Genomic DNA, 26,280 nt, shown 5'->3' with positions numbered 1-26,280 from the left:
CAGGGGCCCTGATTCGAATCTACCTTCGGACACCGACAGGGCTCCTTCACGGGTCCCCGGGGAACCGACCCGTACGAGGCCCTTACCCACTCAGGAGGACGGCTCCTCGTCTTCCTCCTCGTCGGTTTCCGTCAGCACGGGAGAACCGTGGTGCGACCAGACCCGCCACCCGTCGCCGGTGCGGCGGAACACGTTGGTCGCCACGACCAGCTGCCCGACGAGCGGCCCCAGCTCGCCGCTCTCCTCGGCGGGGCCGCCGCTGAGGATGTTCTCGGTGCAGGTCACGAGGGCGGTGTCGCCGGAGACGGACACGGCGACGTCCGTCAGGAAGAACTGGATGTACTCGGTGTTCGCCATGATCAGCGCGTACGAGCGCAGCACCTCGGCGCGCCCCGAGAGCACGGGCCAGCCGGGGTGGACGCAGGAGATGCCGTCCTCGTCCGCCAGCCACAGCGCGGTCAGCGCGTCGAGATCGCCGCGCTCCATGGCCTCGTAGAAGGTGGTGTTCGCCAGCTCCACCTGCTCGACGTCCGTGCGGGCGGTCATGCGGCGTCCTCGACGGCGCGCGCCACGCGGACCGCGTCCGCCGTGGCCCGTACCTCGTGGACCCGGACCGCCCAGGCGCCCTGGTGCGCGGCGATCGCGGAGATCGCGGCGGTGGCCGCGTCGCGCTCGCGGGCCGGCGGCGGGGCGCCCTCGGTGGCCAGGACGTGGCCCAGGAAGCGTTTGCGGGACGCGGCGATGAGGAGCGGGCGGCCCAGGGTGTGCAGCTCGGCCTGGTGCGCGACGAGCGCGAGGTCGTGCTCGGCCCGCTTGGCGAAGCCGAGGCCGGGGTCGATGACCAGCCGTTCGGGGGCGATGCCGCCCGCGACGACCGCGTCCATCCGGGCGCGCAGCTCGGCGACGACCTCGGCGACGACGTCCTCGTACACGGCCCGGCTGTTCATGTCCTGGCTGAAGCCGCGCCAGTGCATCACCACGAAGGGCACCCCGGCGGCGGCGACGACGGGGATCATGTCCGGATCACCCAGGCCGCCGCTCACGTCGTTGACGAGGACCGCGCCCGCCTCGACCGCCCGCGCGGCGACCGAGGCGCGCATGGTGTCGACGGAGACCGTGACGCCCTCGGAGGCGAGGCCGCGCACCACGGGAACGACCCGGCGCAGCTCCTCGTCCTCGTCGACCCGGGTGGCCCCGGGGCGGGTCGACTCACCGCCGACGTCGACCAGGTCGGCGCCCTCGGAGACCAGGTCGAGACCGCGCTTGACGGCGGCGGTGGTGTCGAACCAGCGGCCTCCGTCGGAGAAGGAGTCCGGCGTCACATTGACGACTCCCATGACCGCGCAGCGGTCCCACCGCGGCAGCCCCTCGACCGTGCCTCGCCCGCGCAACGTACTCATACCGACACCCTAGGGGGTGTCGGTATGAGTGTCGGTATCGGCGGGCTTCACCCGATCTTGCTGATCGTCTCCAGTTCCACGGCGGTACGGGGGACGGCGTGCGCGTCCGCGTCGATCGAGCGGCGCAGCGCCTCGTGGAGGCGGGCCGGGGTGAGGACGCCCAGGAAGCGGCCCGTGCCCTCCTTGTCGATCACCGCTATCCAGCCCGCGTCGTGCTGGAGCATCGTGGAGAACGCCTGCTTGAGCGAGGCGCCGACGGGCAGCCACGCCTCCATGCGGCGCGCGTGTTCCCGTACGGTCCCCTCCGCGCCGGTCTGCTCGGTGGAGATCCAGCCGTGCAGGTTGTCGTCGCCGTCCAGGACGACGGCCCAGCGCGCGCCCTCCTCCTTGAGCTTCGCCGCGGCGCGCCCCAGCGGGTCGTCGAGGTGCAGGACGGGCGGCTGCTCCAGGTCGCCCTCCTCGATCGGGGTCACGGAGAGCCGCTTGAGGCCGCGGTCCGCGCCGACGAAGTCCGCGACGTACGGGGTGGCGGGCGTGCCGAGCACCGCGGCCGGGGCGTCGAACTGCTCGATCCTGCCCTGTCCGTAGACGGCGATGCGGTCGCCGAGCCGCACGGCCTCCTCGATGTCGTGCGTGACGAACAGCACGGTCTTGCGGACGGCCGCCTGGAGACGCAGGAACTCGCTCTGGAGGTGGTCGCGCACCACCGGGTCGACCGCGCCGAACGGCTCGTCCATCAGCAGCACGGGCGGGTCGGCGGCCAGGGCGCGGGCCACGCCGACGCGCTGGCGCTGGCCGCCGGACAGCTGCTCCGGGTACCGGTCGCCGTACACGGACGGGTCGAGGCCCACCAGGTCGAGCAGCTCGGCGGCGCGGGCCCGGCCCTTGTCGCGCTTCCAGCCGAGGAGGTGCGGGACGGTCGCGGTGTTCTCCAGCACGGTCTTGTGCGGGAACAGCCCGACCTGCTGGATCACGTATCCGATACGCCGCCTGAGCTGGACCGGGTCGATCGCGGAGATGTCGTCGCCGTCGAGGAATATGCGCCCCTCGGTGGGTTCGATCAGGCGGTTGACCATCTTCATGGTGGTCGTCTTGCCGCAGCCGGACGGTCCGACGAGCGTGACCAGCTCGCCCTCGGAGACCTCGAAGGAGAGGTCGTCGACGGCGGTGGTGCCGTCCGGGTATCGCTTGGTGACGTTCTCGAATCGGATCATGATTCCCCATTGTGCGACGTCTTGTGTGAAGGCCATGTTGCTGGAATGTGGCGGATTTCCGCGAATGTCAGTGGTCGGGGATAGTCTCGCCGGACACACAGACGACACATACGTTCGGATACATAGGTACGGGAAGAGGGGGGAGGCGGGGACGGATGAGCGCACAAGGATGCCTGGCGGCGAACGACTGGATCTGCGGGGAGTATCTCCGCTCCCGTAGCCAAGAACTGACCGACGCGACGGTCCAGCACATCTGGATCACGGCCGTGTCGGTCGCCATCGGGCTGATCGTGGCGTTCCCGCTGGCGCTGCTGGCGCGCAGCCGGCCGGCGTTCGCGGGGCCGGTGCTGGGGCTGACGACCCTGCTCTACACGATTCCGTCGCTGGCGATGTTCTCGCTGCTGCTGCCGTTCTTCGGGCTGTCCGCCGGTCTCGTGATCACCGGCCTGGTGCTGTACTCGCTGACGATCCTCGTGCGGAACATCATGGCGGGGCTGGAATCGGTGCCCGAGGAGGCCAGGGAAGCGGCCCGCGGACTCGGCTACGGTCCCGCGCGGCTGCTCTGGGAGGTCGAGCTGCCGCTCGCCCTGCCCGCCCTGATGGCGGGGCTGCGCATCGCCACGGTCTCGACGGTGGCCCTCACGACGGTCGGCTCGATCGTCGGCAAGGGCGGCCTCGGGAATCTGATCACGGACGCGCTGACCAGCTTCTTCAAGGCGCAGGTGCTCGCCGCGTCGGTGCTCTGCGTGCTGCTCGCGGTCGTCGCCGACCTGCTGCTCCTCGGGGTGCAGCGGCTGCTGACGCCCTGGACGCGGGCGGGAGGCGGCCGCGCGTCGCGCCGCGCGCGCCTCCCGCGCCGTACGGACCGCGCCGCCCGGCCCGGGGGCGGCGGCCCGTCCCCGGAGGACGGCCGCGCGACGGCCGACGACCCCGTGAAGGCGGTGGGCTGACATGGGAGTCCTGGGAGACGCCTGGACCTGGCTGACGACCGGCGCCAACTGGTCGGGCACCAGCGGGGTCTGGCACCGGCTCGGCGAGCATGTGTACGTCAGCGGGGTCGCCCTCGTCCTGGCCTGCCTGGTCGCCCTGCCCGTCGCGCTGTACCTGGGCCACCTCGGCAAGGGCGGCGCGCTCGCGATCAACATCTCCAACGTGGGCCGGGCCGTCCCCGTGTTCGCGGTGCTGGCCCTGTTCATGGTCTCGCCGCTGCGCAACTCCGGTTACGTGCCGACGATCATCGCCCTCGTCCTCTTCGCCGTGCCGCCGCTGCTGACCAACGCGTACGTCGGCATGCGCGAGGTGGACCGCGCGGTGGTGGAGGCGGCCCGGGGCATGGGCATGTCGGGGCGCCAGGTCTTCGTCCGGGTCGAGCTGCCCCTCGCGTACCCGCTGATCATGACCGGCCTGCGCTCGGCCTCCGTCCAGGTGGTGGCCACGGCCACCATCGCGGCGATGGTCGGCCAGGGCGGGCTCGGCCGGATCATCACGGCCGGCTTCAACACGTACAACACCCCGCAGGTGGTCGCGGGCGCGCTCCTCGTGGCACTGCTCGCCCTGTTCGTCGAGGGCGCGCTGCTGCTGATCGACCGGCTGATCGACCCCGGCCGGCGCAGCGCCTCCGCGCGCTCGCGCCCCTCACAGACGTCCGGTGCCACTGATGCCGCCGGGTCCCCCACGACCGCGTGACGAATGTCTTCTGGTCTTTTTGGATGGTGAATCTCATGAGCAAGATCTCGCGCATCGCGGGTGCGGTCCTCGGAGCCTCGGTGCTGACCGTGTCGCTCGCCGCGTGCGGCGGCGACAGCCTGGAGAAGGGCAAGAGCGACTCGGGCAGTTCCTCGGACACCGACGCGGGCTCCGGCTCCGGCAAGAAGGGCTCGCTCGTCATCGGCGCCGCGGCCTTCACGGAGTCCAAGGTGCTGGCGCAGCTGTACGCCCAGATCCTCGGCAACGCCGGGTATTCGACGTCCGTCACCACGGTGAACAACCGTGAGCTGTACGAACCGTCCCTGGAGAAGGGCGAGATCGACGTCGTACCGGAATACGCGGCGACGATCACGGAATTCCTCAACGCCAAGGTGAACGGCGCGAAGGAGGCCGCGGCGAAGCCGCTCGCGTCCAGCGACCCCGCCGCGACCGTCGCCGAGCTGAAGAAGCTCGCCGAGCCCCGCGGGCTGAAGGTGCTGGATGTCGGTCAGGCCGTCGACCAGAATGCCTTCGCGGTCACCAAGGAATTCGCCGAGAAGAACAACCTCAAGACCCTTTCCGACCTCGGCAAGTCGAAGATCAAGGTGAAGATCGCGGCGGGTGACGAGTGCGAGGTGCGCCCGTTCTGCGCGCCGGGCCTCAAGAAGACCTACGGCATCGACGTCGCGGGCATCGACCCCAAGGGTGTCGGTACGCCGCAGTCCAAGCAGGCCGTCAAGGACGGGGTCGACCAGGTCGTCCTGAGCTCCACCACGGACGGCACGCTCGACAGCTTCGGGCTGGTGGTCCTGGAGGACGACAAGAAGCTCCAGAACGCGGACAACCTGCTTCCCGTCGTCAATGCCAAGGACGCCGGAACGCCGGAGGTGGCCGCGGTCCTCAACAAGCTGACAGCCACTCTGACCACCGGCGATCTCGCCGCGTTGAACCTCAAGGTCGACGCCGAGAGGGCCAAGCCGGAGGACGTCGCGAAGGAGTACCTGGAGTCGAAGGGCCTTCTTACGAAGTAGGTCCGGCGGGCGAATGGCGGGGCGCGAAAGCCGAATCGGCGGCGGATCGGCAACGGGCCGGGAAAGATTGTCCGACGGGCACCCCATCCGGTCTCCACGCACGGTAAATTTCAGGCCATGCCACGTGGACGCCACCGCCATTCCCCACCCCTCCACAAGCTTCTGCCGCCGATGGCGGTCGCCGGAGCCGCGGTCCTCTGCGCGGCGGGGGCCTGGTTCGTCGCGGATCCGGCGACGCTGCGCGGTCTGGTCGCCGCCACGGCCGTGGCGGCGCTCACCGGCGCCGTGTTCATGCGCAGTTGGGACGAGAGCGCCGGCCGCCGGGTCGCGGATCTGACCCGGGCGCGGGAGAGCGACCAGTGGAAGACCGAGGAGCGGATAGCGGAGCTGGAGGCGGACGTCGACGAATCGCGCGAACTGCGCGTGAAACTCGACGCCAAACTCCGCACGAAGCGCGTCGAGTTGGCCGGGCTCCGGGGCGAACACGCGGCGCTGCTGCGGCGGTACGCCACCGCCGAGACCGAGCGCGCCACCGCGCTGGAGGGGCGGCGCCAGCTCGCCCTGGAGGCGGCCGTCGAGCCCAAGGCGCTCCCGCCGGCGGGCAGTACGCCCACCGCGTCCGTCTACCTGCGCGCGGCGCAGGCCCTCGACACCCTGGCCAAGAACGCCGAGAACCGGCAGCCGCTCCCGCCGGCCGCGACCGCCGTCGTGAGTGAGGCCGTCGCGGGCGAGCCCGTCGCAGGCCGGCCCGTCGCGGACGAGGCGTCGGCGAAGGAGCCCGCCGAGGGGGCGAAGTCCGAGTCCGGTGCCGGGGCACCGGAGAAGACCCCCGCGAAGGGCACCCCCGCGCAGGACGTTCCGGGGCAGGACGCCGCGGACACCGGCGACGACGACGCCGAGGGCGCGGACGACTCCGTGTTCGGCGGGGGAGGCACCCCCCGGAGCGTGGGGGAGCGGCCCACCCGGCCGCCCGCGGCGCTCGCCAAGCGGGTGCCGGGCGCGTCCGCGATCGTTCCGTACGCCGCGCAGCGCCGACCGGCACGGCGGCCGGGCAGCGGCTTCGACTTCTTCGGTACGCAGGCGGGCGCGCATCCCAAGGCGGAGCAGGACGGTCCCGCGCAGGCCCCGGCGGCTGGGGGAGCCACCGTCGAGCGCGAGGACCTCGCGGACGTCGTGGGCGAGGAGGCGCTCGCCGAGCGGCGGCGCTCCGAGGACCCGGCCGTCGGCGCGGTCATCGACCTGGCCGACTCCGACGACGGCGACGCGGGGGACGACCGTACCGACGGCGCGACGGAGAAGGCGGAGGCCGCCGAGCCCCTCGAAGTGGGGCGCGGCACCCGCTGAGGCCGCCCGTACCGCACCGGTACGGGCCCGCTACTTGTCGATGTCGCCCACGACGAAGAACAGCGACCCCAGGATCGCCACCATGTCCGCGACCTGGGTCCCGGGCAGCAGCTCGGTCAGCGCCTGGATGTTGTTGAACGACGCCGAGCGCAGCTTCAGCCGGTACGGCGTCTTCTCGCCCTTCGACACCAGGTAGTAGCCGTTGATGCCGAGGGGGTTCTCGGTCCACGCGTACGTCTGCCCCTCCGGGGCCTTCAGCACCTTGGGCAGCCGCTGGTTGATCGGCCCGGGAGGCAGCTCCCCGAGCCGGTCCAGGCAGGCGTCCGCCAGGTCCAGCGCGTTGTGCGTCTGCTCCAGCAGGCATTCGAACCGCGCCAGGCAGTCACCGGCCTCCCGGGTCACGACCTTCAGCGTGTCCTGGAGGTCGCCGTACGCGAGGTAGGGCTCGTCCCTGCGCAGGTCGAAGTCGACCCCCGAGGCGCGGGCGATCGGCCCGGAGACGCCGTACGCGTGCACCGCCTCGCGCGACAGCACGCCGACGCCGCGCGTACGGCCCCGGAAGATCTCGTTGCCGAGGACCAGCCCGTCGTACACGTCCATCCGGGAGCGGACCTCGGCGATCGCCTGCCGGGCCCGGCCCTGCCAGCCCGCGGGCAGGTCCTCCTTGAGGCCGCCGACCCGGTTGAACATGTAGTGCATCCGGCCGCCGGAGACCTCCTCCATCACCGCCTGGATGACCTCCCGCTCGCGGAACGCGTGGAACACCGGGGTGATCCCGCCCAGTTCGAGCGGGTACGAGCCGAGGAACATCAGGTGGTTGAGCACCCGGTTCAGCTCGGCCAGCAGCGTCCTCGTCCACACGGCGCGCTCGGGGACCTCCATGCCGAGCATGCGCTCGACGGCCATCACGACACCCAGCTCGTTGGAGAACGCCGACAGCCAGTCGTGGCGGTTGGCCAGCATCACGATCTGCCGGTAGTCGCGCGCCTCGAAGAGCTTCTCCGCGCCCCGGTGCATGTAGCCGATGACCGGCTCCGCCTCGCGGATCACCTCGCCGTCGAGCACCAGGCGCAGCCGGAGCACACCGTGCGTCGAAGGGTGCTGGGGGCCGATGTTGAGCACCATGTCGGTGCTCTCCGCCGCGCCGCCGATGCCGACCGTCGTCCGCGTGGTCTCCGTCATGGGCGACAGTCTCTCAGAGGCCCCGGGACCCGGCGCCGGGCAGGGCGCCGCCGCCCGGTTCACCGCCGCCGCCCGGTTCACCGCCGTCGGCCGCTTCCGCGCCGAGGGACCGGGACGGCCACCCGAGGTCGACGCCCACCGGCTGGGCCAGCCACCCGAAGTCGCCGAGCCCGCCCCGGGCCGTCAGCTCCGCCGCCTCCCCGGCCGCCGCCAGCGCCCGTACGTACGCGCCCGGCTCCGCGGCGGCCAGGGACAGGGGCGGGCGCGCCCCGCTCACCCCGAGGCGGCGCAGCGCCGTGCGCTGGTCGGTGAGCTCCGCGCCCGGCAACGCGCAGGCGTCCAGGGCCACATGGGCGGTCAGGTCGCGGCTCCCGTCCGGTACGGGCGCCACCTCCCGGCCCTCGCGGAAGCCCGTCAGCGTCCCGAACGGCGGCCGGGCGTCCCGTACGTGCGCGTAGTCCACGGCCACCGCGAGCCCGCGCGCCAGCGTGCCGACGGCCGCCGCCCAGGCCTCGTCGCGGGGCCGGCCGATCTCCGCGCGGGTGCCGGGACCGGCCGGCGGCCACCAGCGCGCCAGCCACCGGGCGTCCGCGCCCCCGACGGGCGGGCCCGGCTCCTCCGTGCCGTCGGGGCGCACGAGCACGTACCGCACCACCCCGTCGGCGTCCGTCGCGGCGACGTCCACCGGCACGTTGTCCAGCCACTCGTTCGCGAAGAGCAGCCCGCTGACCCCGGCCGGGGGCTCCGCGTACCACTCCACCCGCGGGTCGAGCCCCGCGGGGCGGGGGGCGCGTTCCACGGCGTACGGATGCACGGTCAGGCTCTCGGGGACCGCCGCGAGCACCCCGGCCACCAACTCGCCCCGGCCCGCGCCCATGTCGACGAACGCCACCTCGTCCGTCCCCAGGGACCGGGCGGTGGCGGCCAGCAGCCGGGCGACGGCGGTCGCGAAGAGCGGGGAGGCGTGCACCGACGTGCGGAAATGCCCGGCCGGGCCCTCCGGGCGCAGGTAGAAGCCCCCCGGCCCGTACAGCGCGCGCTCCGCCGCCGCCCGCCAGCCCGTGGCCCGCGCTCCGCCCGGGCCCGTGGCCAGGGGATCGTCCGCGCCGGGGCGCGCGCCCGGGTGCTTCCCGGTGTCATCCGTCACGGCGTCAAGTCTCCACCTTGGGGAGTACGCTTCCGCCGACCGGATCGACCCTCCGGTTGACCCCTCCGCCTTCTCCGCCTCCCTACGCTGGATGACGTGCAGCGCTTCTACGACTTCCTCCGCAGACACCCCACGGGCGTCGACACCTTCTGGGCTGTCATGCTCCTCGGGGTGTCTTTGCTGTGGGCGGTCACCGCGGAGACCGGGGTCGGCGACCGGCTCCGGGCGATCGGCGTGGTCGTGCTGCTGAGCCTGGTGGTCGCGCTGCGCCGCCGGGCGCCGGCCGGGATGCTGCTCCTCGTCGTCGCGCTGGGCGTCGTCCAGCTCGCGCTGGACGTCGCGGTCAACCCCGGCGACTTCGCCATGCTCGTCATCATCTACACCGTGGCCGCCGAGGGCGGCCCGCGCTGGGCCTCCCGGCTCGCCCTGGTCGGCGGCCTGTTCGCGGCCCCGCTGTCGCAGTTGCGCTGGCCCGTGGACGGGGCGAGCACCTTCGGTCGGGTCTTCGCGGGCGTGGTGCTGGCCGTGCCGTTCGTCCTCGCCTGGGTGCTCGGCGACTCCCTCCGTACCCGCCGCGCCTACTTCGACCAGCTGGAGGAGCGCGCGACCCGGCTGGAGAAGGAGCGCGAGGCGCAGGCCAAGGTGGCGGTCGCCGCCGAGCGGGCCAGGATCGCCCGCGAACTGCACGACGTCGTCGCGCACAACGTGTCCGTGATGGTCGTGCAGGCCGACGGCGCCGCGTACGTCCTGGACGCCGCCCCCGACCAGGCCAAACAGGCCCTGGAGACCATCTCCAGCACCGGCCGCCAGGCCCTCGCCGAGATGCGCCGGCTGCTCGGCGTCCTGCGGACCGGGGACACCCGGGAGGGCGGGGAGTACGTGCCCCAGCCCGACGTCGACCAGATCGAGGACCTGGTCGAGCAGGTGCGCAGGGCCGGCCTCACCGTGGACTTCAGGATCGAGGGCACCGCGCGCCCGCTGCCCAGCGGGGTCGAGCTGACCGCGTACCGGATCGTGCAGGAAGCCCTCACCAACAGCCGCAAGCACGGCGGACCGGACGTGGGCGCGAGCGTGCGGCTGGTCTACTTCGACGACGGCCTGGGCCTCCTGGTCGAGGACGACGGGCGGGGCGCCACCCACGAGCTGTACGAGGACGGCGGCGCCGACGGCCGCGGCCACGGCCTGATCGGGATGCGGGAGCGGGTCGGGATGGTCGGCGGCACGCTGGACGCGGGGCCGCGCCCCGGCGGCGGCTTCCGCATCAGCGCGCTCCTCCCCCTCAAGCCGGCGCACTGACGTGCCCGGGCCCGCCCCACAGAAGGAACCCCCGATGACCCCGACGGCGATTCGCGTCATGCTCGTGGACGACCAGATGCTGCTTCGCACCGGCTTCCGCATGGTGCTGGCCGCGCAGCCCGACATGGAGGTCGTCGCGGAGGCCGGGGACGGCGCCGAGGCGATCGAGAACCTCCGCACCACCGCCGTCGACGTCGTCCTGATGGACGTCCGCATGCCCCGCCTCGACGGGGTGGAGGCCACGCGCCGGATCTGCGCGGAGCCCAACCCCCCGAAAGTCCTCATCCTGACCACCTTCGACCTCGACGAGTACGCGTTCTCCGGCCTCAAGGCCGGGGCGAGCGGCTTCATGCTGAAGGACGTGCCGCCCAGCGAGCTGCTGAGCGCGATCCGCTCGGTGCACAGCGGGGACGCCGTGGTCGCGCCCTCCACCACCCGGCGGCTGCTCGACCGGTTCGCCCCGCTCCTGCCGACCGCCGACAAGCCCAGGAACAAGGACATGGAGCGGCTGACCGAGCGGGAGCGCGAGGTGATGATGCTGGTCGCGCAGGGCCTGTCGAACGGCGAGATCGCCGGCCGCCTCGTCCTGTCGGAGGCGACCGTGAAGACACACGTCGGCCGCATCCTCACCAAGCTCGGCCTGCGCGACCGCGTGCAGGTGGTCGTCCTCGCCTACGAGTCCGGGCTGGTACGGGCGGGCGGCGGCGCGGCCTAGACCCTGGCTATCCGCTCCACGAAGTCCGCCACCGCCGCCCGGACGTCCTGAGCCGTCCACTCCAGCCCCGCTTCCGCGACCGTGACCTCCGTGAGGGAGACCCCGGGCGGCCCGGTGCCCGAGGCGTGCCAGACGCGGAACAGCAGCACCTTCGTCTCCTCCGCCTGCCGCAGCGCCGCCTCGTTCAGCACCTCCGGCGCGTACGGCAGCCACACCTGGAACTGGTGCGTGTGCGGCGGCTCCGGATGGACGCGGAACCACGGGACGGCCGACTCCGCGAACCCCTCGGCGAGCGCGGCCGCCACCTCGCGCGCGTGCGCCACGTACGACGGCAGGCGCGGCAGCTCCCGCTCCAGGCCCAGCAGCGCCGACAGGGCCGCCGGATACTGCTGGAAGACCTGCCCCCCGTACCGGTGGCGCCACACCCGCGCCTCCGCCACCAGCGACGCGGGACCGGCCAGCACCGCGCCCGACAACCCGCCCAGCGACTTGTAGAAGGACAGGTAGACGCTGTCCGCGAGCCCGGCGATCTCCGCCAGCGGCCGCCCGAAGTGGGTCACGCACTCCCACAGGCGCGCCCCGTCGAAGTGCACCACAGCGTCCCGCTCACGCGCCGCGTCCACCACCGCGACCAGCTCGTCCCAGGTGGGCAGGACGAAGCCCGCGTCCCGCAGCGGCAGCTCCAGCATCAGCGTCCCGAACGGCTCCGCCAGGTCCTGGACCTCCTCGGCCGTCGGCTGCCTGGGCTCCCGCGTCGGATGGACCGTGCGCAGCCCGCCGACGACCGACAGCGCACCGCTCTCGTGGACCTCCGGATGCGCGAGCGGGTGGATCGCCACCACGTCGTTGCCCGTACGCCCCGCCCAGCCGCGCAGCGCGGCCTGCTGCGCCATCGTGCCCGTCGGGAAGAACGCGGCGGCCGGGAAGCCCAGCAGCGCGGCCACCCGCCGCTCCAGCTCCGCGACCACCCCGTCCCCGTAGATGTCAGGACCCTCGTCCAGGTCGTACACCGAGCCGCCCGCCTCGGCGAGCTCGGCCAGCGCCCCGCCCATGGGGCGGCTCATGAAGTCGTTGCCCAGCTTCCGCTCGGCGCCCCGCCACGCGGCCCGCCGGCGGTCCCGCACGTCGTCGGGGGAGGGCTCCCTCGCCTCTTCGGCCTCTTCGTTCGTGTCGCTCATGCACCGATCATCGCCCAGCCGCCGTCCGGCACGCACAGGCCTGTGGACAACTGTGCGAAGTGCCTGTGGACAACCGCGAGGCGGCCCCGGCGCTGGCGTAGCATGGCCAGAAATCGTCCGGTACCCGCCGCGGACTGGAACGGAAGGCCCCGACGCGTGAACCCAGCAGCACAGGAACCACTCGATCCACGGGACCGCCCCGCCCGGCTCACGGTCGGCGTGGTCGGCGCGGGCCGGGTGGGCCCCGCCCTCGCCGCCGCCCTGCGCCTCGCCGGACACCGGCCGGTCGCCGTCTCCGGTGTCTCGGACGCGTCCGTGCGGCGCGCCGCCACCCTGCTCCCCGACGTCCCCGTCGTCACCCCCGCCGAGGTCCTCGCCCGCGCCGAGCTGGTCCTCCTGACGGTTCCCGACGACGCGCTGGCCGCGCTCGTCCAGGGGCTCGCCGAGACCGGTGCCGTCCGGCCGGGACAGCTCCTCCTCCACACCTCGGGGCGGTACGGCACGAAGGTGCTCGACCCCGCCCTGCGCGCGGGCGCCCTCCCGCTGGCCCTGCACCCGGCCATGACGTTCACCGGCACCTCCGTGGACGTGCAGCGGCTGGCCGGCTGCTCCTTCGGCGTCACGGCCCCCGAGGAGCTGCGCCTGGCCGCCGAGGCGCTGGTCATCGAGATGGGCGGCGAGGCCGAGTGGATCGCGGAGGAGTCCCGTCCGCTCTACCACGCGGCGCTGGCGCTCGGCGCGAACCACCTGGTCACGCTGGTCGCCCAGTCGATGGAGCTGCTGCGCGCGGCCGGGGTCGAGGCCCCGGACCGGATGCTGGGCCCGCTCCTCGGCGCGGCCCTCGACAACGCGTTGCGCTCCGGCGACGCGGCCCTGACCGGCCCCGTCGCCCGCGGGGACGCGGGCACGGTCGCCGCGCACGTGGAGGTGTTGCGCGAGCACGCGCCGGCCGCCGTCGCCGGGTACCTGGCGATGGCCCGCACCACCGCGGACCGCGCGCTCGCCCACGGCATGCTCAAGCCGGAGATGGCCGAAGACCTCCTGGACGTCCTCGCGGACGGCGACAGCCTCGGGGACACCCGCGGCGGAGCCGGCGGGGGCGCCCGATGAGCCTCGCCCCCGTCCCCACCCGCGCGGACCTGGACCGGCTCCTGGACACCTGGCGCGCCGAACACCCCGCCCGCCGCGACGGCGTCGCGGTCGTCATGACCATGGGCGCGCTCCACGACGGGCACGCCACCCTGATACGCACGGCCCGCGCGCACGTCGGCCCCGCCGGGTTCGTCGTGGTCACCGTCTTCGTCAACCCCCTCCAGTTCGGCGCCGGCGAGGATCTCGACCGCTACCCCCGCACCCTCGACGCCGACCTCAAGACCGCCGAACACGCGGGCGCCGACGCCGTCTTCGCCCCGTCCGTGGACGAGGTCTACCCGGGCGGCGCGCCCCAGGTCAGGATCACCGCGGGCCCCATGGGCGAGCTGCTCGAAGGCGCCTCGCGCCCCGGCCACTTCGACGGCATGCTCACCGTCGTCGCCAAGCTGCTCCACCTCACCCGCCCCGACCTCGCGTTCTTCGGACAGAAGGACGCCCAGCAGCTCGCCCTGATCCGCCGCATGGCACGCGACCTGAACTTCCCCGTCGAGATCGTCGGCGTCCCGACCGTCCGCGAGGACGACGGCCTGGCCCTGTCCAGCCGTAACCGCTTCCTGTCCGCGGCGGAGCGCCGTACCGCCCTCGCCCTCTCCCGCGCGCTGTTCGCGGCCCGCGACCGGCTCGGCGCCCAGCACGCGCTGCGCGCCCGCGCGGAGTCGGCGCCCGCGCCGGACGCGCGCGCCGCCGGACTCTCCGCCCTCGGCGAGCCCCGGCTCGCGGCGGACGCGCACGCGGTGGCCCGCGCTGGCGGGCAGGCCCGCCCCTGCGGCGCCGACGCCGTGCGGGCCGCGGCCCGCACGGTCCTCGTGCCCGCCGCGCGCGCCGTACCGCCCCTGACGCTGGACTACCTCGCGCTGGTCGACCCCGCCGACTTCACGGAAGTCCCCGACGGCCACACCGGCGAGGCGATCCTCGCCGTCGCGGCGCGGGTCGGCGGCACCCGCCTCATCGACAACATCCCCCTGACCTTCGGAGCTCCCCAGTGACCGCAGAGTCCTCCCGGGGGACGCTCCCCGGATCGCCGGGATCCGCGCCCTCCCAGGAGATACCCGGCGCCGTCGCGACCGGGATACGGCTGGCCGCCCCCGCCCCCGGCTGGGCCCTGGACGCGGACGTCGTCGTGGTCGGCTCGGGCGTCGCCGGGCTCACCACGGCCCTGCGCTGCACCGCCGCCGGACTGCGTACGGTCGTCGTCACCAAGGCCCACCTGGACGACGGTTCCACCCGCTGGGCCCAGGGCGGCGTCGCCGCCGCGCTCGGCGAGGGCGACACCCCGGATCAGCACCTGGCCGACACCCTCGTCGCGGGCGTCGGCCTGTGCGACGAGGACGCCGTCCGCACGCTGGTCACCGAGGGCCCGGACGCCGTACGCCGCCTGATCGGGACCGGCGCCCACTTCGACACCGGCGCGGGCGGCGAGCTCCAGCTCACCCGCGAGGGCGGCCACCACCGCCGCCGTATCGCCCACGCGGGCGGTGACGCGACCGGCCTGGAGATCTCCCGCGCGCTCGTCGAGGCGGTCCGCGCCGCCGCGCTCACGACCGTCGAGAACGCGCTCGTCCTCGACCTGCTGACCGACGAGCACGGCCGTACGTCGGGCGTCACCCTCCACGTGATGGGCGAGGGCCAGCACGACGGCGTCGGCGCGGTCCACGCGCCCGCGGTGGTCCTCGCCACCGGCGGCATGGGCCAGGTCTTCTCCGCCACGACCAACCCCGCGGTGTCCACCGGCGACGGCGTGGCGCTGGCGCTGCGGGCGGGCGCCGAGGTGTCGGACCTGGAGTTCGTGCAGTTCCACCCCACCGTGCTGTTCCTGGGCGTGGGCGCGGAGGGCCAGCAGCCGCTGGTGTCCGAGGCGGTACGGGGCGAGGGCGCCCATCTCGTGGACGCCGGCGGGGTCCGCTTCATGCTCGACCAGCACGAACTGGCCGAGCTGGCGCCCCGCGACATCGTCGCCAAGGCGATCACGCGGCGCATGCGGGAGCAGGGCGCCGACCACATGTACCTGGACGCGCGGCACTTCGGCGCGGAGATGTGGGAGACCCGCTTCCCCACGATCCTGGCGGCCTGCCGCTCCCACGGCATCGACCCGGTGACGGAGCCGGTCCCGGTCGCCCCGGCGGCCCACTACGCGTCGGGCGGTGTCCGGACGGACCTGCGCGGGCGCACCACGGTCCCGGGGTTGTACGCGTGCGGCGAGGTGGCCTGCACGGGCGTCCACGGCGCGAACCGGCTGGCGTCGAACTCGCTCCTGGAGGGGCTGGTGTTCGCGGAGCGGATCGCGGCGGACGTGGCGGAGCGGCTGCACAGCGCAAGCGGGGAGCACCGCTCTCCTAAAGCGGGTGTCGTTCCCTCGGAAGAAGGCGTCTCATCCGAGGGCGCCATTCCCGACGCCGCCGTCCGCCCCTCCGACCTCGCCCCGCCCGCCTCCCGTCCCCTCCCCCTCATCGACCCCGAGGCCCGCATCCGGATCCAGCGGATCATGTCCGAGGGCGCCGGGGTCCTCCGCTCGGCCCGCAGTCTCGGCGCCGCCGCCCAGGCCCTCGAAGCCGTTCACCTGGACGCCCTGCGCGCCGAGGAGCAGCAGGGGGAGGGAGAGGTCAAGGCCGCCGTCCCCGGCGTGGACTCCTGGGAGACCTCGAACCTCCTCTGTGTCGCCCGCGTCCTCGTCGCCGCCGCTCTGGAGCGCGAGGAGACCCGCGGCTGCCACTGGCGCGAGGACCGGCCCGAGCGCGACGACGCCGACTGGCGCCGGCACCTGGTCGCGCGGTTGTCGCGCGACCGCAGTTTGACGGTCCGTCGTACGGGAACGGCTGCGTTCCCGCCCGTCGACCCCGTATACGTACATGCAGAACCCGACGTCCCCAGGGAGCCGTAACCGTGAGCACGCCCGAAGACAGTCCGCGCCCCGAGGCCGTGGACGTACCCCTGATCCAGATCGGCGCCCCGGCCGCGGCGTCCGCCGGGGGTGGCTGCGGCGACGGCTGCGGCTGCTCCGACGGCTTCGGCCCCGACGACCTGGAGTGCGGGCTCGACCCCGAACTCGCCCAGTTGCTCGCCGAGTCCGGCCTGGACCCCGTCCAGGTCGAGGACGTCGCGCACGTCGCCGTGGAGGAGGACCTCGACCACGGGGTGGACGTGACGACCGTCGCGACCGTCCCCGAGGACGCCGTCGCCACCGGTGACTTCACGGCCCGCGAGGGCGGCACGGTCGCCGGGATACACGTCGCCGAGGCCGTCCTGTCCGTCGTGGCCACCGACGAGTTCGCGGTGGAACGGCACGTCGCGGACGGCGACCGCGTGGAGGCGGGGCAGAAGCTGCTCAGCGTCACCGCCCGTACCCGCGACCTGCTCACCGCCGAGCGCAGCGCGCTCAACCTCCTGTGCCGGCTGTCCGGCATCGCGACGGCCACGCGCGCGTGGGCGGACGTCCTGGAGGGGACGTCGGCGAAGGTGCGCGACACCCGCAAGACCACGCCGGGGCTGCGGGCCCTGGAGAAGTACGCGGTCCGGTGCGGCGGCGGCGTCAACCACCGCATGTCGCTGTCGGACGCGGCGCTCGTGAAGGACAACCACGTGGTCGCGGCGGGGGGTGTCGCGGAGGCCTTCAAGGCGGTACGGGACAGCTTCCCCGGCGTGGCCGTCGAGGTGGAGGTCGACACCCTCCACCAGGTGCGCGAGGTGCTGGACGCGGGCGCGGACCTGATCCTGCTGGACAACTTCACGCCGGGCGAGACGGCGGAGGCGGTGGGCATCGTCGCGGGACGCGCGATCCTGGAGTCCTCCGGACGCCTCACCCTCGACACGGCGCGCGCGTACGCGGAGACGGGCGTCGACTTCCTCGCGGTGGGGGCGCTCACGCACTCGTCGCCGATCCTGGACATCGGCCTGGACCTGCGCGAGGCCGAGCCGTTCGACGCCGACGACGCCGACGACTTCGACACGGACGACCTCGGCGCGGACGCCGGGTCGGACGACGGTCCTGACGGGGTGGGCGCCTGATGCTGCTCACCATCGACGTCGGCAACACCCATACGGTGCTCGGCCTGTTCGACGGCGAGGACATCGTCGAGCACTGGCGGGTGTCCACGGACGCCCGCCGGACCGCCGACGAACTCGCCGTGCTGCTCCAGGGCTTGATGGGCATGCACCCGCTGCTCGGGGACGAACTGGGCGAGGGCGTCGAGGGGATCGCCATCTGCTCGACCGTCCCGTCCGTCCTGCACGAGCTGCGCGAGGTGACCCGCCGCTACTACGGGGACGTCCCCTCGGTCCTGGTCGAGCCGGGCATCAAGACGGGCGTGCCGATCCTCATGGACAACCCCAAGGAGGTCGGCGCGGACCGCATCATCAACGCGGTCGCGGCGGTCGACCTCTACGGCGGTCCCGCCATCGTGGTCGACTTCGGCACGGCGACGACGTTCGACGCGGTCAGCGCGCGCGGGGAGTACGCGGGCGGGGTGATCGCGCCCGGCATCGAGATCTCGGTCGAGGCGCTCGGCGTGAAGGGCGCCCAGCTCCGCAAGATCGAGCTGGCCCGCCCCCGGAGCGTGATCGGCAAGAACACCGTGGAGGCGATGCAGTCCGGCATCGTGTACGGCTTCGCGGGCCAGGTCGACGGCGTGGTGACCCGCATGAAGCGCGAGCTGGCCGACGACCCCGACGAGGTCACGGTGATCGCCACGGGCGGCCTGGCGCCGATGGTGCTGGGCGAGGCCTCGGTGATCGACGAACACGAACCGTGGCTGACCCTGATCGGCCTCCGCCTGGTCTACGAACGCAACGTCTCCCGCATGTGACACCCCCACCCCCACCCCCACCGCGGCCCGGGTCCCCGCCCGGCCGCCCGGGCCGCGCCCGGGAAGGGGTGTTAAGCGGATTTTGTCCCCCCAGCGCGTAGGGTCGCCGCATGCCCACGCCATACGGATCCCGCGGCGGCATGGTGTTCGGCGCTGACGAGCTGCGTGTGCTCCGACGCGCCCTCGCCGTCGCCCTTCGTCCCGCCCCGCTCGCCGACGAGGACGTCCGGGCCTGCCTGCGGCTCGCCGAGTCCGTGGACGAGGCGGAGGCCGAGGCCGGCCGTCTGCGGGCGTTCCTGCTCGCGGACCTCGCCCGGTACCGCGCCGCCCTGCCCGGCTCCGTCGGGGGTTACCTGGAGCTGCTCCAGGACGCCCTCGCCACCGGTTACGCGCCGGGGCCCGACGACCTCGCCGCCCTGCGCGCCCTGCGCGGCAACGCCGTCGCCGCCGCCCTGCTCGACCGCTGCCAGGACCTCGCGGAGCGCGCGGTACGGGCGAGGTGGGGCGGTACGGGGAGCGCGTACGCCCAGGGCTCGTACCCCGGAGGCGAGGTCACCCACCAGACCCCCGCCCCGCGCACCCGGCTCTTCTCGCTCCCCGGCGGCCGCGCCGCCGACGAGCCGAAGCAGCCCCGCGAGCCGCGGCCCGCGCAGCCCGCCCAGCCGCAGCCGTCCCGCGACCCCCGCGAGCCGCGGAAGCCCGGCGAGCCCGCCCGTCCCATGCCCAAGCCGTCCGAGGTCTTCCCGCCGCGCCGCCGCCCGAAGCCCCCGCCCGAGGAGCGGGCGGCCGGGTAGCTAGTCTGGTCGCCATGGACTACGTATCCGCGCTTGTGCCCCCTGTGGTGATGGCAGCCTTCTTCATCGCGCTGGTCCGGACCATCGTCAAGAGCCAGGGCGGTGCGAACAAGGCCAAGGAGGACGCGGCCGTCGACGCCGCGCTCGCCCGGGCCGAGGCCGCCCAGCAGGGGCGTACGCCGGACACCCACGGCGTCTGAGGTCCCGGCGGGCGCCCGGCCGGCGCACCGCCCCGACCTCACCGCCCGTGACCAGGACGTACGGCTGATTCCTCGTCGTACGTCCTTTTTGTTACGTCAATAACCGGCCATTCGGACATCTCCTACTATGGTGGCGCTGTGCCCCGCCAATTGGGAGACCTTGAGGACGCCGTCATGACACGCGTCTGGCAATGGAACCGCCCGGTCACCGTCCGGGAAGTCCTCGAAGACCTTCAGCAGGAACGGTCCATCGCCTACACCACCGTCATGACCGTAATGGACAATCTCCATCAGAAGGGCTGGGTACGCAGGGAAGTCGACGGCCGCGCCTATCGATATACGGCGGTCTCCACCCGCCCCGCCTACGCCGCCGCCTTGATGAACGAGGCGTGGTCGAAGAGTGACAACCCGGCCGCCGCCCTTGTCGCGTTCTTCGGCATGATGTCGCCCGAGCAGCGCGGATCTCTCGAAGACGCCGTCCGTATCGTCCGCGTCGACCGCCCGGAAGGCGATCGCCCCGAACCCGAAGGGGATCGTCCGGAAGGCGACGGCCCGGAAGAGGGCGGTGCGGAAGGCGGCGGTACGGAAGCGGCGCCCCCGGAAGGCTCCCCGGGGAACGGCCGTCCCGGGGAACGGCGGGACGAGGGCGCCGACGGGACCGCGGAGGCGGGGCGATAGCGTCCGGGCATGTCCTCAGCCGTACCGCTTCCCAATGCGCCCGCGAATGCCCTCACGGTCCGCCGGGCCAGGCCCGGTGATGTGCCCGCGGTCCGCCGGCTGGTGGACCCTTACGTACGTCAAGGCATCCTCCTCGACAAAGCGCCGGTGACGCTTTACGAGGACATCCAGGAGTTCTGGGTCGTGGAACGCGACGAGGACGCGCGGGTCATCGGCTGCGGCGCCTTGCACGTGATGTGGGAAGACCTCGCCGAAGTGCGCACCCTGGCCGTGGATCCGGCGGTCAGAGGCCTGGGGGCGGGCCATCTCCTGCTGGACAAGCTCCTGGAGACCGCCCGGTGGCTGGGAGTGCGGCGCGTATTCTGCCTCACCTTCGAAGTCGAGTTCTTCGCGAAGCGCGGCTTCGTGGAGATCGGGGGGACACCGGTCGACCGAGATGTGTACAGGGAGCTGCTGCGTTCCTATGACGAGGGTGTTGCGGAGTTCCTCGGTCTCGAACGGGTGAAGCCGAACACCTTGGGCAACAGCCGGATGCTTCTGCACCTGTGAGCGTCCCATGAGAGCGTCCGATGCGGCAGAGCCCTATGTCCGAATCGCGCACGTTTCCCGTCTTCCCGTGCCGCTGAACCTCTGCCGAGGGTTTGTGTTTTCCTGAGAAAAGCGGTTTCCTTTCCGCGTACTGCAATTTTCGATGAAAGGAAATCCGGTGGCACAGAAGGTTCAGGTCCTTCTTGTCGATGACCTCGACGGTGGCGAGGCAGACGAGACGGTGACGTTCGCTCTCGACGGCAAGACCTACGAGATCGACCTCACCACCGCCAATGCGGACAAGCTGCGGGGTCTCCTCGATCCGTACACCAAGGGCGGTCGGCGTACCGGCGGCCGTGCCGCGGGCAGCCGTGGCAAGGGCCGTGTCGCGGCGGGCGGTAACAAGGACACCGCGGAAATCCGCAAGTGGGCGAAGGAGAACGGCTACAGCGTCAACGATCGCGGCCGCGTTCCGGCCGACATCCGCGAGGCTTACGAGAACGCCAACGGCTGAGCATTCGTACGGAGCGTAATTCTGTGCAGCAGCCGGGCCCGGTGGCACTCCGTGGCCGCCGCGTCCACGAGGCGTACGAGATCGGGGGCATCCCCACTGCCCCCGTTGCCCGTCGCCCGCCCGAACGGGGCGAGCGCCGGCAGTGTCGTCTCCACCTCGCGTCCCTGCTCGGGGGGCCGCAGCCATACGGCGGCCCCCCGCGCGACGCCCTCCGCCGGCCACCACGGCGGTACGGGCGCGGGGGTACGGCCCCCCTCGCCGAGTGCGGTCAGGCCGAGCGCCGCGGAGCCGATCGCGCCCCACTCCAGCCAGTCGAGCAGCCCCGGCAGCTCCTCCGCGCTCCCCGCGGCCACCAGCAGCCGTACGCGCCCGTCGCCGAGAGCCACGGGGCCCGTCCGGCCGATCCGCCGCAGCAGGGCCGCACCGGCGCCCGCGGGCATCTCCAGCACGTCGAAGCGCACCCCCGTCAGCACGTGGAGCGGGAGTCCCTCGTCCGTGGGCCAGCCGAGTCCGCCAGGACCGTCCCCGTACCAGTGCGCCCATGAGGACGCCCGGTGGGATGATGGTGCGTACCGGTCCCACGCCTCCCGGCGGCCCCACCGGACGCGAGCGCCCTCCAGGGGTGCGCGGGGGAGGGGGACGGTCGGTGTCATACCCGGGGGAACTCCCGGGAGCGACCCGGAGTTACGGAATGTGTACGGGTGGTCGCGCTGCGTGTCCGAGTTGTGGGCGTACGGGCGCATTGCGGAGCGCAAGGTTGTTCGCCCGTAGCGGAGGGAATCGGCGTGCGCCGCATGGACTGTCAGTCTTTGCGGGTAAGACATTCCTAGTGGGGAGGGGCGACACGCGGTTTCGGGCGTCTCACGTTCGCCATCGGCGTACTGCCGATGAGGGTATCTGCCTGGCCTGCGGGAACATCGTCTCGCACCATCAGGTTGGAGCTGTTGACGGCGTCCGGGGCTCACGGCCGAGGACGCGGGACCCGGCAGTTGGAATGAGCGGTCCCCGCTTGCGGGACTAAGCTGCGGAAGGACAGGGAGGGGACCGACCCCTTTACTGCCTGACCGCTCTGAGGAGCGATTAACGATGTTCGAGAGGTTCACCGACCGCGCGCGGCGGGTTGTCGTCCTGGCTCAGGAAGAAGCCCGGATGCTCAACCACAACTACATCGGCACCGAGCACATCCTCCTGGGCCTTATCCACGAGGGTGAGGGTGTCGCCGCTAAGGCCCTGGAGAGCCTCGGGATTTCGCTCGAGGCGGTCCGCCAGCAGGTGGAGGAGATCATCGGGCAGGGGCAGCAGGCCCCGTCCGGCCACATCCCCTTCACTCCCCGTGCCAAGAAGGTCCTGGAGCTGTCGCTCCGCGAGGCCCTTCAGCTGGGCCACAACTACATCGGCACGGAGCACATCCTGCTCGGCCTGATCCGCGAGGGCGAGGGCGTCGCCGCCCAGGTCCTCGTGAAGCTGGGCGCCGATCTCAACCGGGTGCGGCAGCAGGTCATCCAGCTGCTCTCCGGCTACCAGGGCAAGGAGGCCGCCACCGCCGGCGGTCCTGCCGAGGGCACGCCCTCCACGTCCCTGGTCCTCGACCAGTTCGGCCGGAATCTCACCCAGGCCGCCCGCGAGTCCAAGCTCGACCCGGTCATCGGGCGCGAGAAGGAGATCGAGCGGGTCATGCAGGTGCTGTCCCGCCGTACGAAGAACAACCCTGTGCTCATCGGCGAGCCCGGCGTCGGCAAGACGGCGGTCGTCGAGGGACTGGCGCAGGCCATCGTCAAGGGCGAGGTGCCCGAGACCCTCAAGGACAAGCACCTCTACACCCTCGACCTGGGCGCGCTCGTCGCCGGTTCCCGGTACCGCGGTGACTTCGAGGAGCGCCTCAAGAAGGTGCTCAAGGAGATCCGCACCCGCGGCGACATCATCCTGTTCATCGACGAGCTCCACACCCTCGTGGGCGCGGGTGCCGCCGAGGGCGCGATCGACGCGGCTTCGATCCTGAAGCCGATGCTGGCCCGCGGCGAGCTCCAGACCATCGGTGCGACCACGCTGGACGAGTACCGCAAGCACCTGGAGAAGGACGCGGCGCTGGAGCGCCGTTTCCAGCCCATCCAGGTCGCGGAGCCGTCGCTGCCGCACACGATCGAGATCCTCAAGGGGCTGCGCGACCGTTACGAGGCGCACCACCGCGTGTCCATCACGGACTCCGCGCTGGTCGCCGCCGCGACGCTCGCCGACCGCTACATCTCGGACCGCTTCCTGCCGGACAAGGCGATCGACCTGATCGACGAGGCCGGTTCCCGGATGCGCATCCGCCGGATGACGGCCCCGCCGGACCTCCGCGAGTTCGACGAGAAGATCGCGGGTGTCCGCCGCGACAAGGAGTCGGCGATCGACTCCCAGGACTTCGAGAAGGCGGCGTCTCTCCGTGACAAGGAGAAGCAGCTGCTGGCGGCGAAGACCAAGCGGGAGAAGGAGTGGAAGGCCGGCGACATGGACGTCGTCGCCGAGGTGGACGAGGAGCTGATCGCCGAGGTCCTGGCGACGGCCACCGGCATCCCGGTCTTCAAGCTCACCGAGGAGGAGTCCTCGCGGCTGCTGCGCATGGAGGACGAGCTCCACAAGCGCGTCATCGGCCAGAAGGACGCCATCAAGGCGCTCTCGCAGGCGATCCGTCGTACGCGAGCGGGTCTGAAGGACCCGAAGCGTCCCGGTGGCTCGTTCATCTTCGCCGGCCCGTCCGGTGTCGGTAAGACCGAGCTGTCGAAGACGCTCGCCGAATTCCTCTTCGGCGACGAGGACGCGCTGATCGCGCTCGACATGTCGGAGTTCAGCGAGAAGCACACGGTCTCGCGTCTCTTCGGTTCGCCCCCCGGTTACGTGGGGTACGAAGAGGGCGGCCAGCTCACCGAGAAGGTGCGCAGGAAGCCGTTCTCCGTCGTCCTCTTCGACGAGGTCGAGAAGGCCCACCCCGATATCTTCAATTCGCTTCTCCAGATCCTGGAGGACGGTCGTCTGACCGACTCCCAGGGCAGGGTCGTCGACTTCAAGAACACGGTCATCATCATGACGACCAACCTCGGGACCAGGGACATCTCCAAGGGGTTCAACCTGGGCTTCGCGGCGCAGGGCGACACCAAGAGCACGTACGACCGGATGAAGACGAAGGTCAACGAAGAACTCAAGCAGCACTTCCGGCCCGAGTTCCTCAACCGTGTCGACGACACGGTGGTCTTCCACCAGCTCACCGAGGAAGACATCATCCAGATCGTCGACCTCATGGTCGACAAGGTGGACGAGCGTCTGAAGGACCGGGACATGGGCCTCGAGCTCAGCCCGGCCGCGAAGTCGCTCCTCGCCAAGAAGGGCTACGACCCCGTGCTGGGCGCCCGGCCGCTGCGCCGGACCATCCAGCGTGAGATCGAGGACATGCTGTCGGAGAAGATCCTCTTCGGCGAGCTGCGCTCGGGTCACATCGTGGTCGTGGACACCGAGGGCGAGGGTGAGGCGAAGAAGTTCACCTTCCGCGGCGAGGAGAAGTCGGCCCTGCCGGACGCCCCGCCGATCGAGCAGGCGGCGGGCGGCGGCCCGAACCTGACGAAGGACGTCTAGTCCTCGGAAGCACACACGCACGAAGGGGCTGCCCCGGACCGTTCCGACGGTGCGGGGCAGCCCCTTTTGGCGTGTGCGCGCGGATGCGTCGTGCGGCGCCCGCCGTTGGTCCTGAAACGGACAGGGCTTTGGTCCGGGGGGTGTTCGGTGGGGGTGACAAGCCGCACAGGGGGTTTCGGGGCTACTAGGGGGCGTAGTGCCGGGTGCGCGCGTGGGGTGGGGCGGGAGGGCCCGGGCGGGGCGGGTGGGGGGTGGGTCAAGGGGCTTTATGCCGTTCCGACTTCTACGACGCGATGTCGTAGATGGGTGCTTTGGGGCGGGATGGGCGTTCGGGTTACCAAGGTGAGGACCGCCCGGCAGCCCTGCCGGGTCTCCTCATGCCCGGAGGTTTTCCCCGCATGTTCCAGCGCGAGCAGTTCCGTCTCTCCCGCCTCCCGTCCGCCCTGCGCACCCGGGCCGGCCTGGTGGCCGCCGGGCTCGGGGTGTCGATGGCTTGCGGGGCGGGCGCCGCGCTCGCCGCGACCGGGGGCGACGGGGGCGCCGACGCTGGGCCGGCCCGGGGCGCGACCGCCGTGACCGCCTCCGCGGCGTCCGGCGCGATCGCCGAGCAGGCGGCCGCGCAGGCCGGCGCCGCGGCCGACGCCAAGAAGGCCGAGGCCGAGCGGGCGGCGGCGGAGGCGAAGAGGGCCGAGGCCGAGGCGAAGAAGCGGGCCGCGAAGGCCAAGGCGGACCAGGCCAGGGCCAAGGCGAAGGCCGACCGGATCAGGAAGGCGCACGGCTGGACGGGCCCGGTCGACCGCTACACCCTGAGCGCGACGTTCGGCCGGGGCGGCAGCATGTGGGCGCACCAGCACTCCGGCCAGGACTTCGCCGTACCGACCGGCACCCCGGTCAAGGCGGCCCACAGCGGCACGGTCGTCAAGGCGGGACCGAACGGCGCCGGTGACGGACCCGCGTACGGCAACGCCATCGTGATCCGGCACGGCGACGGGACGTACTCGCAGTACGCGCACCTGTCCCAGGTCAAGGTGTGGGTCGGCCAGCACGTGAAGGCCGACCAGCGGATCGCGTACTCCGGGAACACCGGCAACTCCAGCGGCCCCCACCTGCACTTCGAGATCCGTACGACCCCGAACTACGGGTCGGCGGTCAACCCGCTCACCTTCCTGCGGCACATGGGCGTCACGGTCTGAGCCGTAGGGCCTGTCCGGTCCTCAGAGGTCGACGTGATGGGCCTGGGTGATCAGGTCCGTCGAGACCTCCAGGATGGCCAGGCGCTTCTCCTCGTCGTCCCCGGCGATGTCCTTGAGGGCGAACTGTCCCGCGTGCATGGTGAAGAGCGCGCTGGAGCAGCGGACCCGGTTGGCCATGGTGGCGTCGGGGTCCAGGAGCAGTTCCATCAGCGCCAACATGCGGTCCTTGAAGGTCTCGCCGATGCTGAGGTCCCGGATCGTCGCCTGGTTCTCCTGCATGAAGCGGAAGATCGGGGACGCGCCGCGCAGGGCCATGCTGTAGCGGCGCAGGATCTCGCGCTTCGTCTCCAGGGTGGCGGGCTGGGTCTTGCCCCACTCGATCAGCGTGTCGATCGGCCGGGTCACGTCCTGGAAGACGCTGATCAGGATGTCCTCCTTGGTCTTGAAGTGGTAGTACAGCGCCGCCTTGGTCACGTCCAGCTGCTCGGCGATCTCCCGCAGGGAGGTCTTCTCGTACCCGTGTTCGGCGAAGAGCTCCATCGCGACATCCTGGATGCGCTGACGGGTGTTGCCCCGTCGGGGGTGCTGAGTGCTGCCCACGGTGCTCTCCTTGGGGAAAA

At 72.3% G+C, this 26,280-nt stretch carries 26 protein-coding genes; 18 read left to right on the top strand and 8 right to left on the bottom strand.

Annotated elements, in window-relative coordinates; genetic code table 11:
• Nucleotides 1-90: 90 nt before the first annotated feature.
• The 3 genes from HA039_RS14730 to HA039_RS14720 are packed head-to-tail and all read right to left on the bottom strand — an operon-like array spanning nucleotide 91 to nucleotide 2,614.
• Entirely contained in the window at nucleotides 91-546 is a 456-nt protein-coding gene (locus HA039_RS14730; RefSeq protein WP_167029250.1) for a nuclear transport factor 2 family protein, read from the bottom strand.
• Nucleotides 543-1,400: a dihydropteroate synthase gene (folP, locus tag HA039_RS14725; protein WP_167029247.1), complete on the bottom strand. Its 858-nt coding sequence runs from the start codon at nucleotides 1,398-1,400 to the stop codon at nucleotides 543-545. The genes HA039_RS14730 and folP overlap by 4 nt, the downstream gene beginning before the upstream one ends.
• Before the next feature lie 47 nt (nucleotides 1,401-1,447).
• Nucleotides 1,448-2,614, bottom strand: a complete 1,167-nt coding sequence (locus tag HA039_RS14720) for an ABC transporter ATP-binding protein (RefSeq protein ID WP_167029244.1) — start codon at nucleotides 2,612-2,614, stop codon at nucleotides 1,448-1,450.
• 155 nt (nucleotides 2,615-2,769) lie between these two features.
• Between HA039_RS14720 and HA039_RS14715 the strand changes: the two genes are divergently transcribed.
• The 4 genes from HA039_RS14715 (at nucleotide 2,770) to HA039_RS14700 (ending at nucleotide 6,675) form a co-directional block, all read left to right on the top strand.
• The gene (locus tag HA039_RS14715) at nucleotides 2,770-3,564 is read left to right on the top strand and encodes an ABC transporter permease (RefSeq protein WP_167029241.1); all 795 of its coding nucleotides are present in this window, start codon (nucleotides 2,770-2,772) and stop codon (nucleotides 3,562-3,564) included.
• Nucleotide 3,565: 1 nt separating this feature from the next.
• Nucleotides 3,566-4,300 carry an ABC transporter permease gene (locus HA039_RS14710; RefSeq protein WP_167029238.1) on the top strand — a complete coding sequence of 245 codons (735 nt, stop codon included), beginning with the start codon at nucleotides 3,566-3,568 and terminating at the stop codon, nucleotides 4,298-4,300.
• A 35-nt stretch (nucleotides 4,301-4,335) separates the two neighbouring features.
• Nucleotides 4,336-5,331, top strand: a complete 996-nt coding sequence (locus HA039_RS14705) for an ABC transporter substrate-binding protein (RefSeq protein ID WP_167029235.1) — start codon at nucleotides 4,336-4,338, stop codon at nucleotides 5,329-5,331.
• A 117-nt stretch (nucleotides 5,332-5,448) separates the two neighbouring features.
• Nucleotides 5,449-6,675 carry a hypothetical protein gene (locus HA039_RS14700; RefSeq protein ID WP_243869437.1) on the top strand — a complete coding sequence of 409 codons (1,227 nt, stop codon included), beginning with the start codon at nucleotides 5,449-5,451 and terminating at the stop codon, nucleotides 6,673-6,675.
• 30 nt (nucleotides 6,676-6,705) lie between these two features.
• Here HA039_RS14700 and HA039_RS14695 read toward each other — a convergent pair whose 3' ends face one another.
• On the bottom strand, nucleotides 6,706-7,857 hold the full coding sequence (locus HA039_RS14695) for an NADH-quinone oxidoreductase subunit D (RefSeq protein ID WP_167029232.1): 1,152 nt from the start codon (nucleotides 7,855-7,857) through the stop codon (nucleotides 6,706-6,708).
• Between the two features lie 13 nt (nucleotides 7,858-7,870).
• On the bottom strand, nucleotides 7,871-8,950 hold the full coding sequence (locus tag HA039_RS14690; RefSeq protein WP_167036800.1) for an SAM-dependent methyltransferase: 1,080 nt from the start codon (nucleotides 8,948-8,950) through the stop codon (nucleotides 7,871-7,873).
• Between the two features lie 150 nt (nucleotides 8,951-9,100).
• Between HA039_RS14690 and HA039_RS14685 the strand changes: the two genes are divergently transcribed.
• Both HA039_RS14685 and HA039_RS14680 read left to right on the top strand, forming a co-directional pair.
• On the top strand, nucleotides 9,101-10,300 hold the full coding sequence (locus HA039_RS14685; protein WP_167029229.1) for a sensor histidine kinase: 1,200 nt from the start codon (nucleotides 9,101-9,103) through the stop codon (nucleotides 10,298-10,300).
• Between the two features lie 34 nt (nucleotides 10,301-10,334).
• A complete protein-coding gene (locus HA039_RS14680; RefSeq protein ID WP_167029226.1) occupies nucleotides 10,335-11,015 on the top strand; it encodes a response regulator in 681 nt (226 codons plus the stop codon).
• Here the strand turns inward: HA039_RS14680 and HA039_RS14675 are convergent.
• Nucleotides 11,012-12,193: a threonine aldolase family protein gene (locus HA039_RS14675; RefSeq protein WP_167029223.1), complete on the bottom strand. Its 1,182-nt coding sequence runs from the start codon at nucleotides 12,191-12,193 to the stop codon at nucleotides 11,012-11,014. The two genes, HA039_RS14680 and HA039_RS14675, sit on opposite strands and share 4 nt — an antisense overlap.
• Before the next feature lie 102 nt (nucleotides 12,194-12,295).
• Between HA039_RS14675 and HA039_RS14670 the strand changes: the two genes are divergently transcribed.
• The 10 genes from HA039_RS14670 to HA039_RS14625 all read left to right on the top strand — a co-directional run bounded on the left by HA039_RS14670 (nucleotide 12,296) and on the right by HA039_RS14625 (nucleotide 20,858).
• Nucleotides 12,296-13,303, top strand: coding sequence for a Rossmann-like and DUF2520 domain-containing protein (locus HA039_RS14670; protein WP_425086342.1), 1,008 nt, complete (start codon nucleotides 12,296-12,298; stop codon nucleotides 13,301-13,303).
• A complete protein-coding gene (panC, locus tag HA039_RS14665; RefSeq protein WP_167029217.1) occupies nucleotides 13,300-14,331 on the top strand; it encodes a pantoate--beta-alanine ligase in 1,032 nt (343 codons plus the stop codon). The genes HA039_RS14670 and panC overlap by 4 nt, the downstream gene beginning before the upstream one ends.
• A gap of 59 nt (nucleotides 14,332-14,390) precedes the next feature.
• Complete coding sequence (locus HA039_RS14660; protein ID WP_167036797.1) at nucleotides 14,391-16,223, top strand: L-aspartate oxidase; 1,833 nt, start codon at nucleotides 14,391-14,393, stop codon at nucleotides 16,221-16,223.
• A gap of 2 nt (nucleotides 16,224-16,225) precedes the next feature.
• Nucleotides 16,226-17,347: a carboxylating nicotinate-nucleotide diphosphorylase gene (gene nadC, locus HA039_RS14655; protein WP_167029215.1), complete on the top strand. Its 1,122-nt coding sequence runs from the start codon at nucleotides 16,226-16,228 to the stop codon at nucleotides 17,345-17,347.
• Complete coding sequence (locus HA039_RS14650; protein WP_161308517.1) at nucleotides 17,347-18,144, top strand: type III pantothenate kinase; 798 nt, start codon at nucleotides 17,347-17,349, stop codon at nucleotides 18,142-18,144. The genes nadC and HA039_RS14650 overlap by 1 nt, the downstream gene beginning before the upstream one ends.
• Nucleotides 18,145-18,284: 140 nt before the next feature.
• The gene (locus HA039_RS14645; protein WP_208298799.1) at nucleotides 18,285-18,938 is read left to right on the top strand and encodes a hypothetical protein; all 654 of its coding nucleotides are present in this window, start codon (nucleotides 18,285-18,287) and stop codon (nucleotides 18,936-18,938) included.
• Nucleotides 18,939-18,952: 14 nt separating this feature from the next.
• Complete coding sequence (locus HA039_RS14640) at nucleotides 18,953-19,138, top strand: hypothetical protein (protein ID WP_167029209.1); 186 nt, start codon at nucleotides 18,953-18,955, stop codon at nucleotides 19,136-19,138.
• A 174-nt stretch (nucleotides 19,139-19,312) separates the two neighbouring features.
• Entirely contained in the window at nucleotides 19,313-19,816 is a 504-nt protein-coding gene (locus tag HA039_RS14635) for a BlaI/MecI/CopY family transcriptional regulator (protein ID WP_425086341.1), read from the top strand.
• A 9-nt stretch (nucleotides 19,817-19,825) separates the two neighbouring features.
• Entirely contained in the window at nucleotides 19,826-20,365 is a 540-nt protein-coding gene (locus HA039_RS14630; RefSeq protein ID WP_167029203.1) for an amino-acid N-acetyltransferase, read from the top strand.
• Between the two features lie 157 nt (nucleotides 20,366-20,522).
• Nucleotides 20,523-20,858: a histone-like nucleoid-structuring protein Lsr2 gene (locus HA039_RS14625; protein WP_167029200.1), complete on the top strand. Its 336-nt coding sequence runs from the start codon at nucleotides 20,523-20,525 to the stop codon at nucleotides 20,856-20,858.
• Here HA039_RS14625 and HA039_RS14620 read toward each other — a convergent pair.
• A complete protein-coding gene (locus HA039_RS14620; protein WP_167029196.1) occupies nucleotides 20,837-21,511 on the bottom strand; it encodes an SCO3374 family protein in 675 nt (224 codons plus the stop codon). The two genes, HA039_RS14625 and HA039_RS14620, sit on opposite strands and share 22 nt — an antisense overlap.
• A gap of 433 nt (nucleotides 21,512-21,944) precedes the next feature.
• Here HA039_RS14620 and HA039_RS14615 point away from each other — a divergent pair, with 433 nt between their 5' ends.
• Together HA039_RS14615 and HA039_RS14610 are read left to right on the top strand one after the other, a co-directional pair.
• Complete coding sequence (locus HA039_RS14615) at nucleotides 21,945-24,467, top strand: ATP-dependent Clp protease ATP-binding subunit (RefSeq protein ID WP_167029193.1); 2,523 nt, start codon at nucleotides 21,945-21,947, stop codon at nucleotides 24,465-24,467.
• A 398-nt stretch (nucleotides 24,468-24,865) separates the two neighbouring features.
• Nucleotides 24,866-25,660, top strand: coding sequence for a M23 family metallopeptidase (locus tag HA039_RS14610; protein ID WP_167029190.1), 795 nt, complete (start codon nucleotides 24,866-24,868; stop codon nucleotides 25,658-25,660).
• A 21-nt stretch (nucleotides 25,661-25,681) separates the two neighbouring features.
• On the opposite strand, the gene HA039_RS14605 is transcribed toward HA039_RS14610, so the two are convergent.
• Nucleotides 25,682-26,260, bottom strand: coding sequence for a TetR/AcrR family transcriptional regulator (locus HA039_RS14605; RefSeq protein WP_243869435.1), 579 nt, complete (start codon nucleotides 26,258-26,260; stop codon nucleotides 25,682-25,684).
• Nucleotides 26,261-26,280 lie beyond the last annotated feature (20 nt).

Origin of the sequence: Streptomyces liangshanensis (genome assembly GCF_011694815.1) — a bacterium.
Taxonomy (GTDB): Bacteria; Actinomycetota; Actinomycetes; order Streptomycetales; family Streptomycetaceae; genus Streptomyces; species Streptomyces liangshanensis.
The sequence above is the reverse complement of the archived record's forward strand: the minus strand, read 5'-3'. Positions and strand labels throughout refer to the sequence as shown.

Coding starts and splice junctions, on each gene's coding strand:
- HA039_RS14730 (WP_167029250.1), bottom strand. CDS start 546: ATGACCGCCCGCACGGACGTCGAGCAGGTGGAGCTGGCGAACACCACC.
- folP (WP_167029247.1), bottom strand. CDS start 1,400: ATGAGTACGTTGCGCGGGCGAGGCACGGTCGAGGGGCTGCCGCGGTGG.
- HA039_RS14720 (WP_167029244.1), bottom strand. CDS start 2,614: ATGATCCGATTCGAGAACGTCACCAAGCGATACCCGGACGGCACCACC.
- HA039_RS14715 (WP_167029241.1), top strand. CDS start 2,770: ATGAGCGCACAAGGATGCCTGGCGGCGAACGACTGGATCTGCGGGGAG.
- HA039_RS14710 (WP_167029238.1), top strand. CDS start 3,566: ATGGGAGTCCTGGGAGACGCCTGGACCTGGCTGACGACCGGCGCCAAC.
- HA039_RS14705 (WP_167029235.1), top strand. CDS start 4,336: ATGAGCAAGATCTCGCGCATCGCGGGTGCGGTCCTCGGAGCCTCGGTG.
- HA039_RS14700 (WP_243869437.1), top strand. CDS start 5,449: ATGCCACGTGGACGCCACCGCCATTCCCCACCCCTCCACAAGCTTCTG.
- HA039_RS14695 (WP_167029232.1), bottom strand. CDS start 7,857: ATGACGGAGACCACGCGGACGACGGTCGGCATCGGCGGCGCGGCGGAG.
- HA039_RS14680 (WP_167029226.1), top strand. CDS start 10,335: ATGACCCCGACGGCGATTCGCGTCATGCTCGTGGACGACCAGATGCTG.
- HA039_RS14675 (WP_167029223.1), bottom strand. CDS start 12,193: ATGAGCGACACGAACGAAGAGGCCGAAGAGGCGAGGGAGCCCTCCCCC.
- HA039_RS14670 (WP_425086342.1), top strand. CDS start 12,296: ATGGCCAGAAATCGTCCGGTACCCGCCGCGGACTGGAACGGAAGGCCC.
- panC (WP_167029217.1), top strand. CDS start 13,300: ATGAGCCTCGCCCCCGTCCCCACCCGCGCGGACCTGGACCGGCTCCTG.
- HA039_RS14650 (WP_161308517.1), top strand. CDS start 17,347: ATGCTGCTCACCATCGACGTCGGCAACACCCATACGGTGCTCGGCCTG.
- HA039_RS14645 (WP_208298799.1), top strand. CDS start 18,285: ATGGTGTTCGGCGCTGACGAGCTGCGTGTGCTCCGACGCGCCCTCGCC.
- HA039_RS14640 (WP_167029209.1), top strand. CDS start 18,953: ATGGACTACGTATCCGCGCTTGTGCCCCCTGTGGTGATGGCAGCCTTC.
- HA039_RS14635 (WP_425086341.1), top strand. CDS start 19,313: ATGACACGCGTCTGGCAATGGAACCGCCCGGTCACCGTCCGGGAAGTC.
- HA039_RS14630 (WP_167029203.1), top strand. CDS start 19,826: ATGTCCTCAGCCGTACCGCTTCCCAATGCGCCCGCGAATGCCCTCACG.
- HA039_RS14620 (WP_167029196.1), bottom strand. CDS start 21,511: ATGACACCGACCGTCCCCCTCCCCCGCGCACCCCTGGAGGGCGCTCGC.
- HA039_RS14615 (WP_167029193.1), top strand. CDS start 21,945: ATGTTCGAGAGGTTCACCGACCGCGCGCGGCGGGTTGTCGTCCTGGCT.
- HA039_RS14610 (WP_167029190.1), top strand. CDS start 24,866: ATGTTCCAGCGCGAGCAGTTCCGTCTCTCCCGCCTCCCGTCCGCCCTG.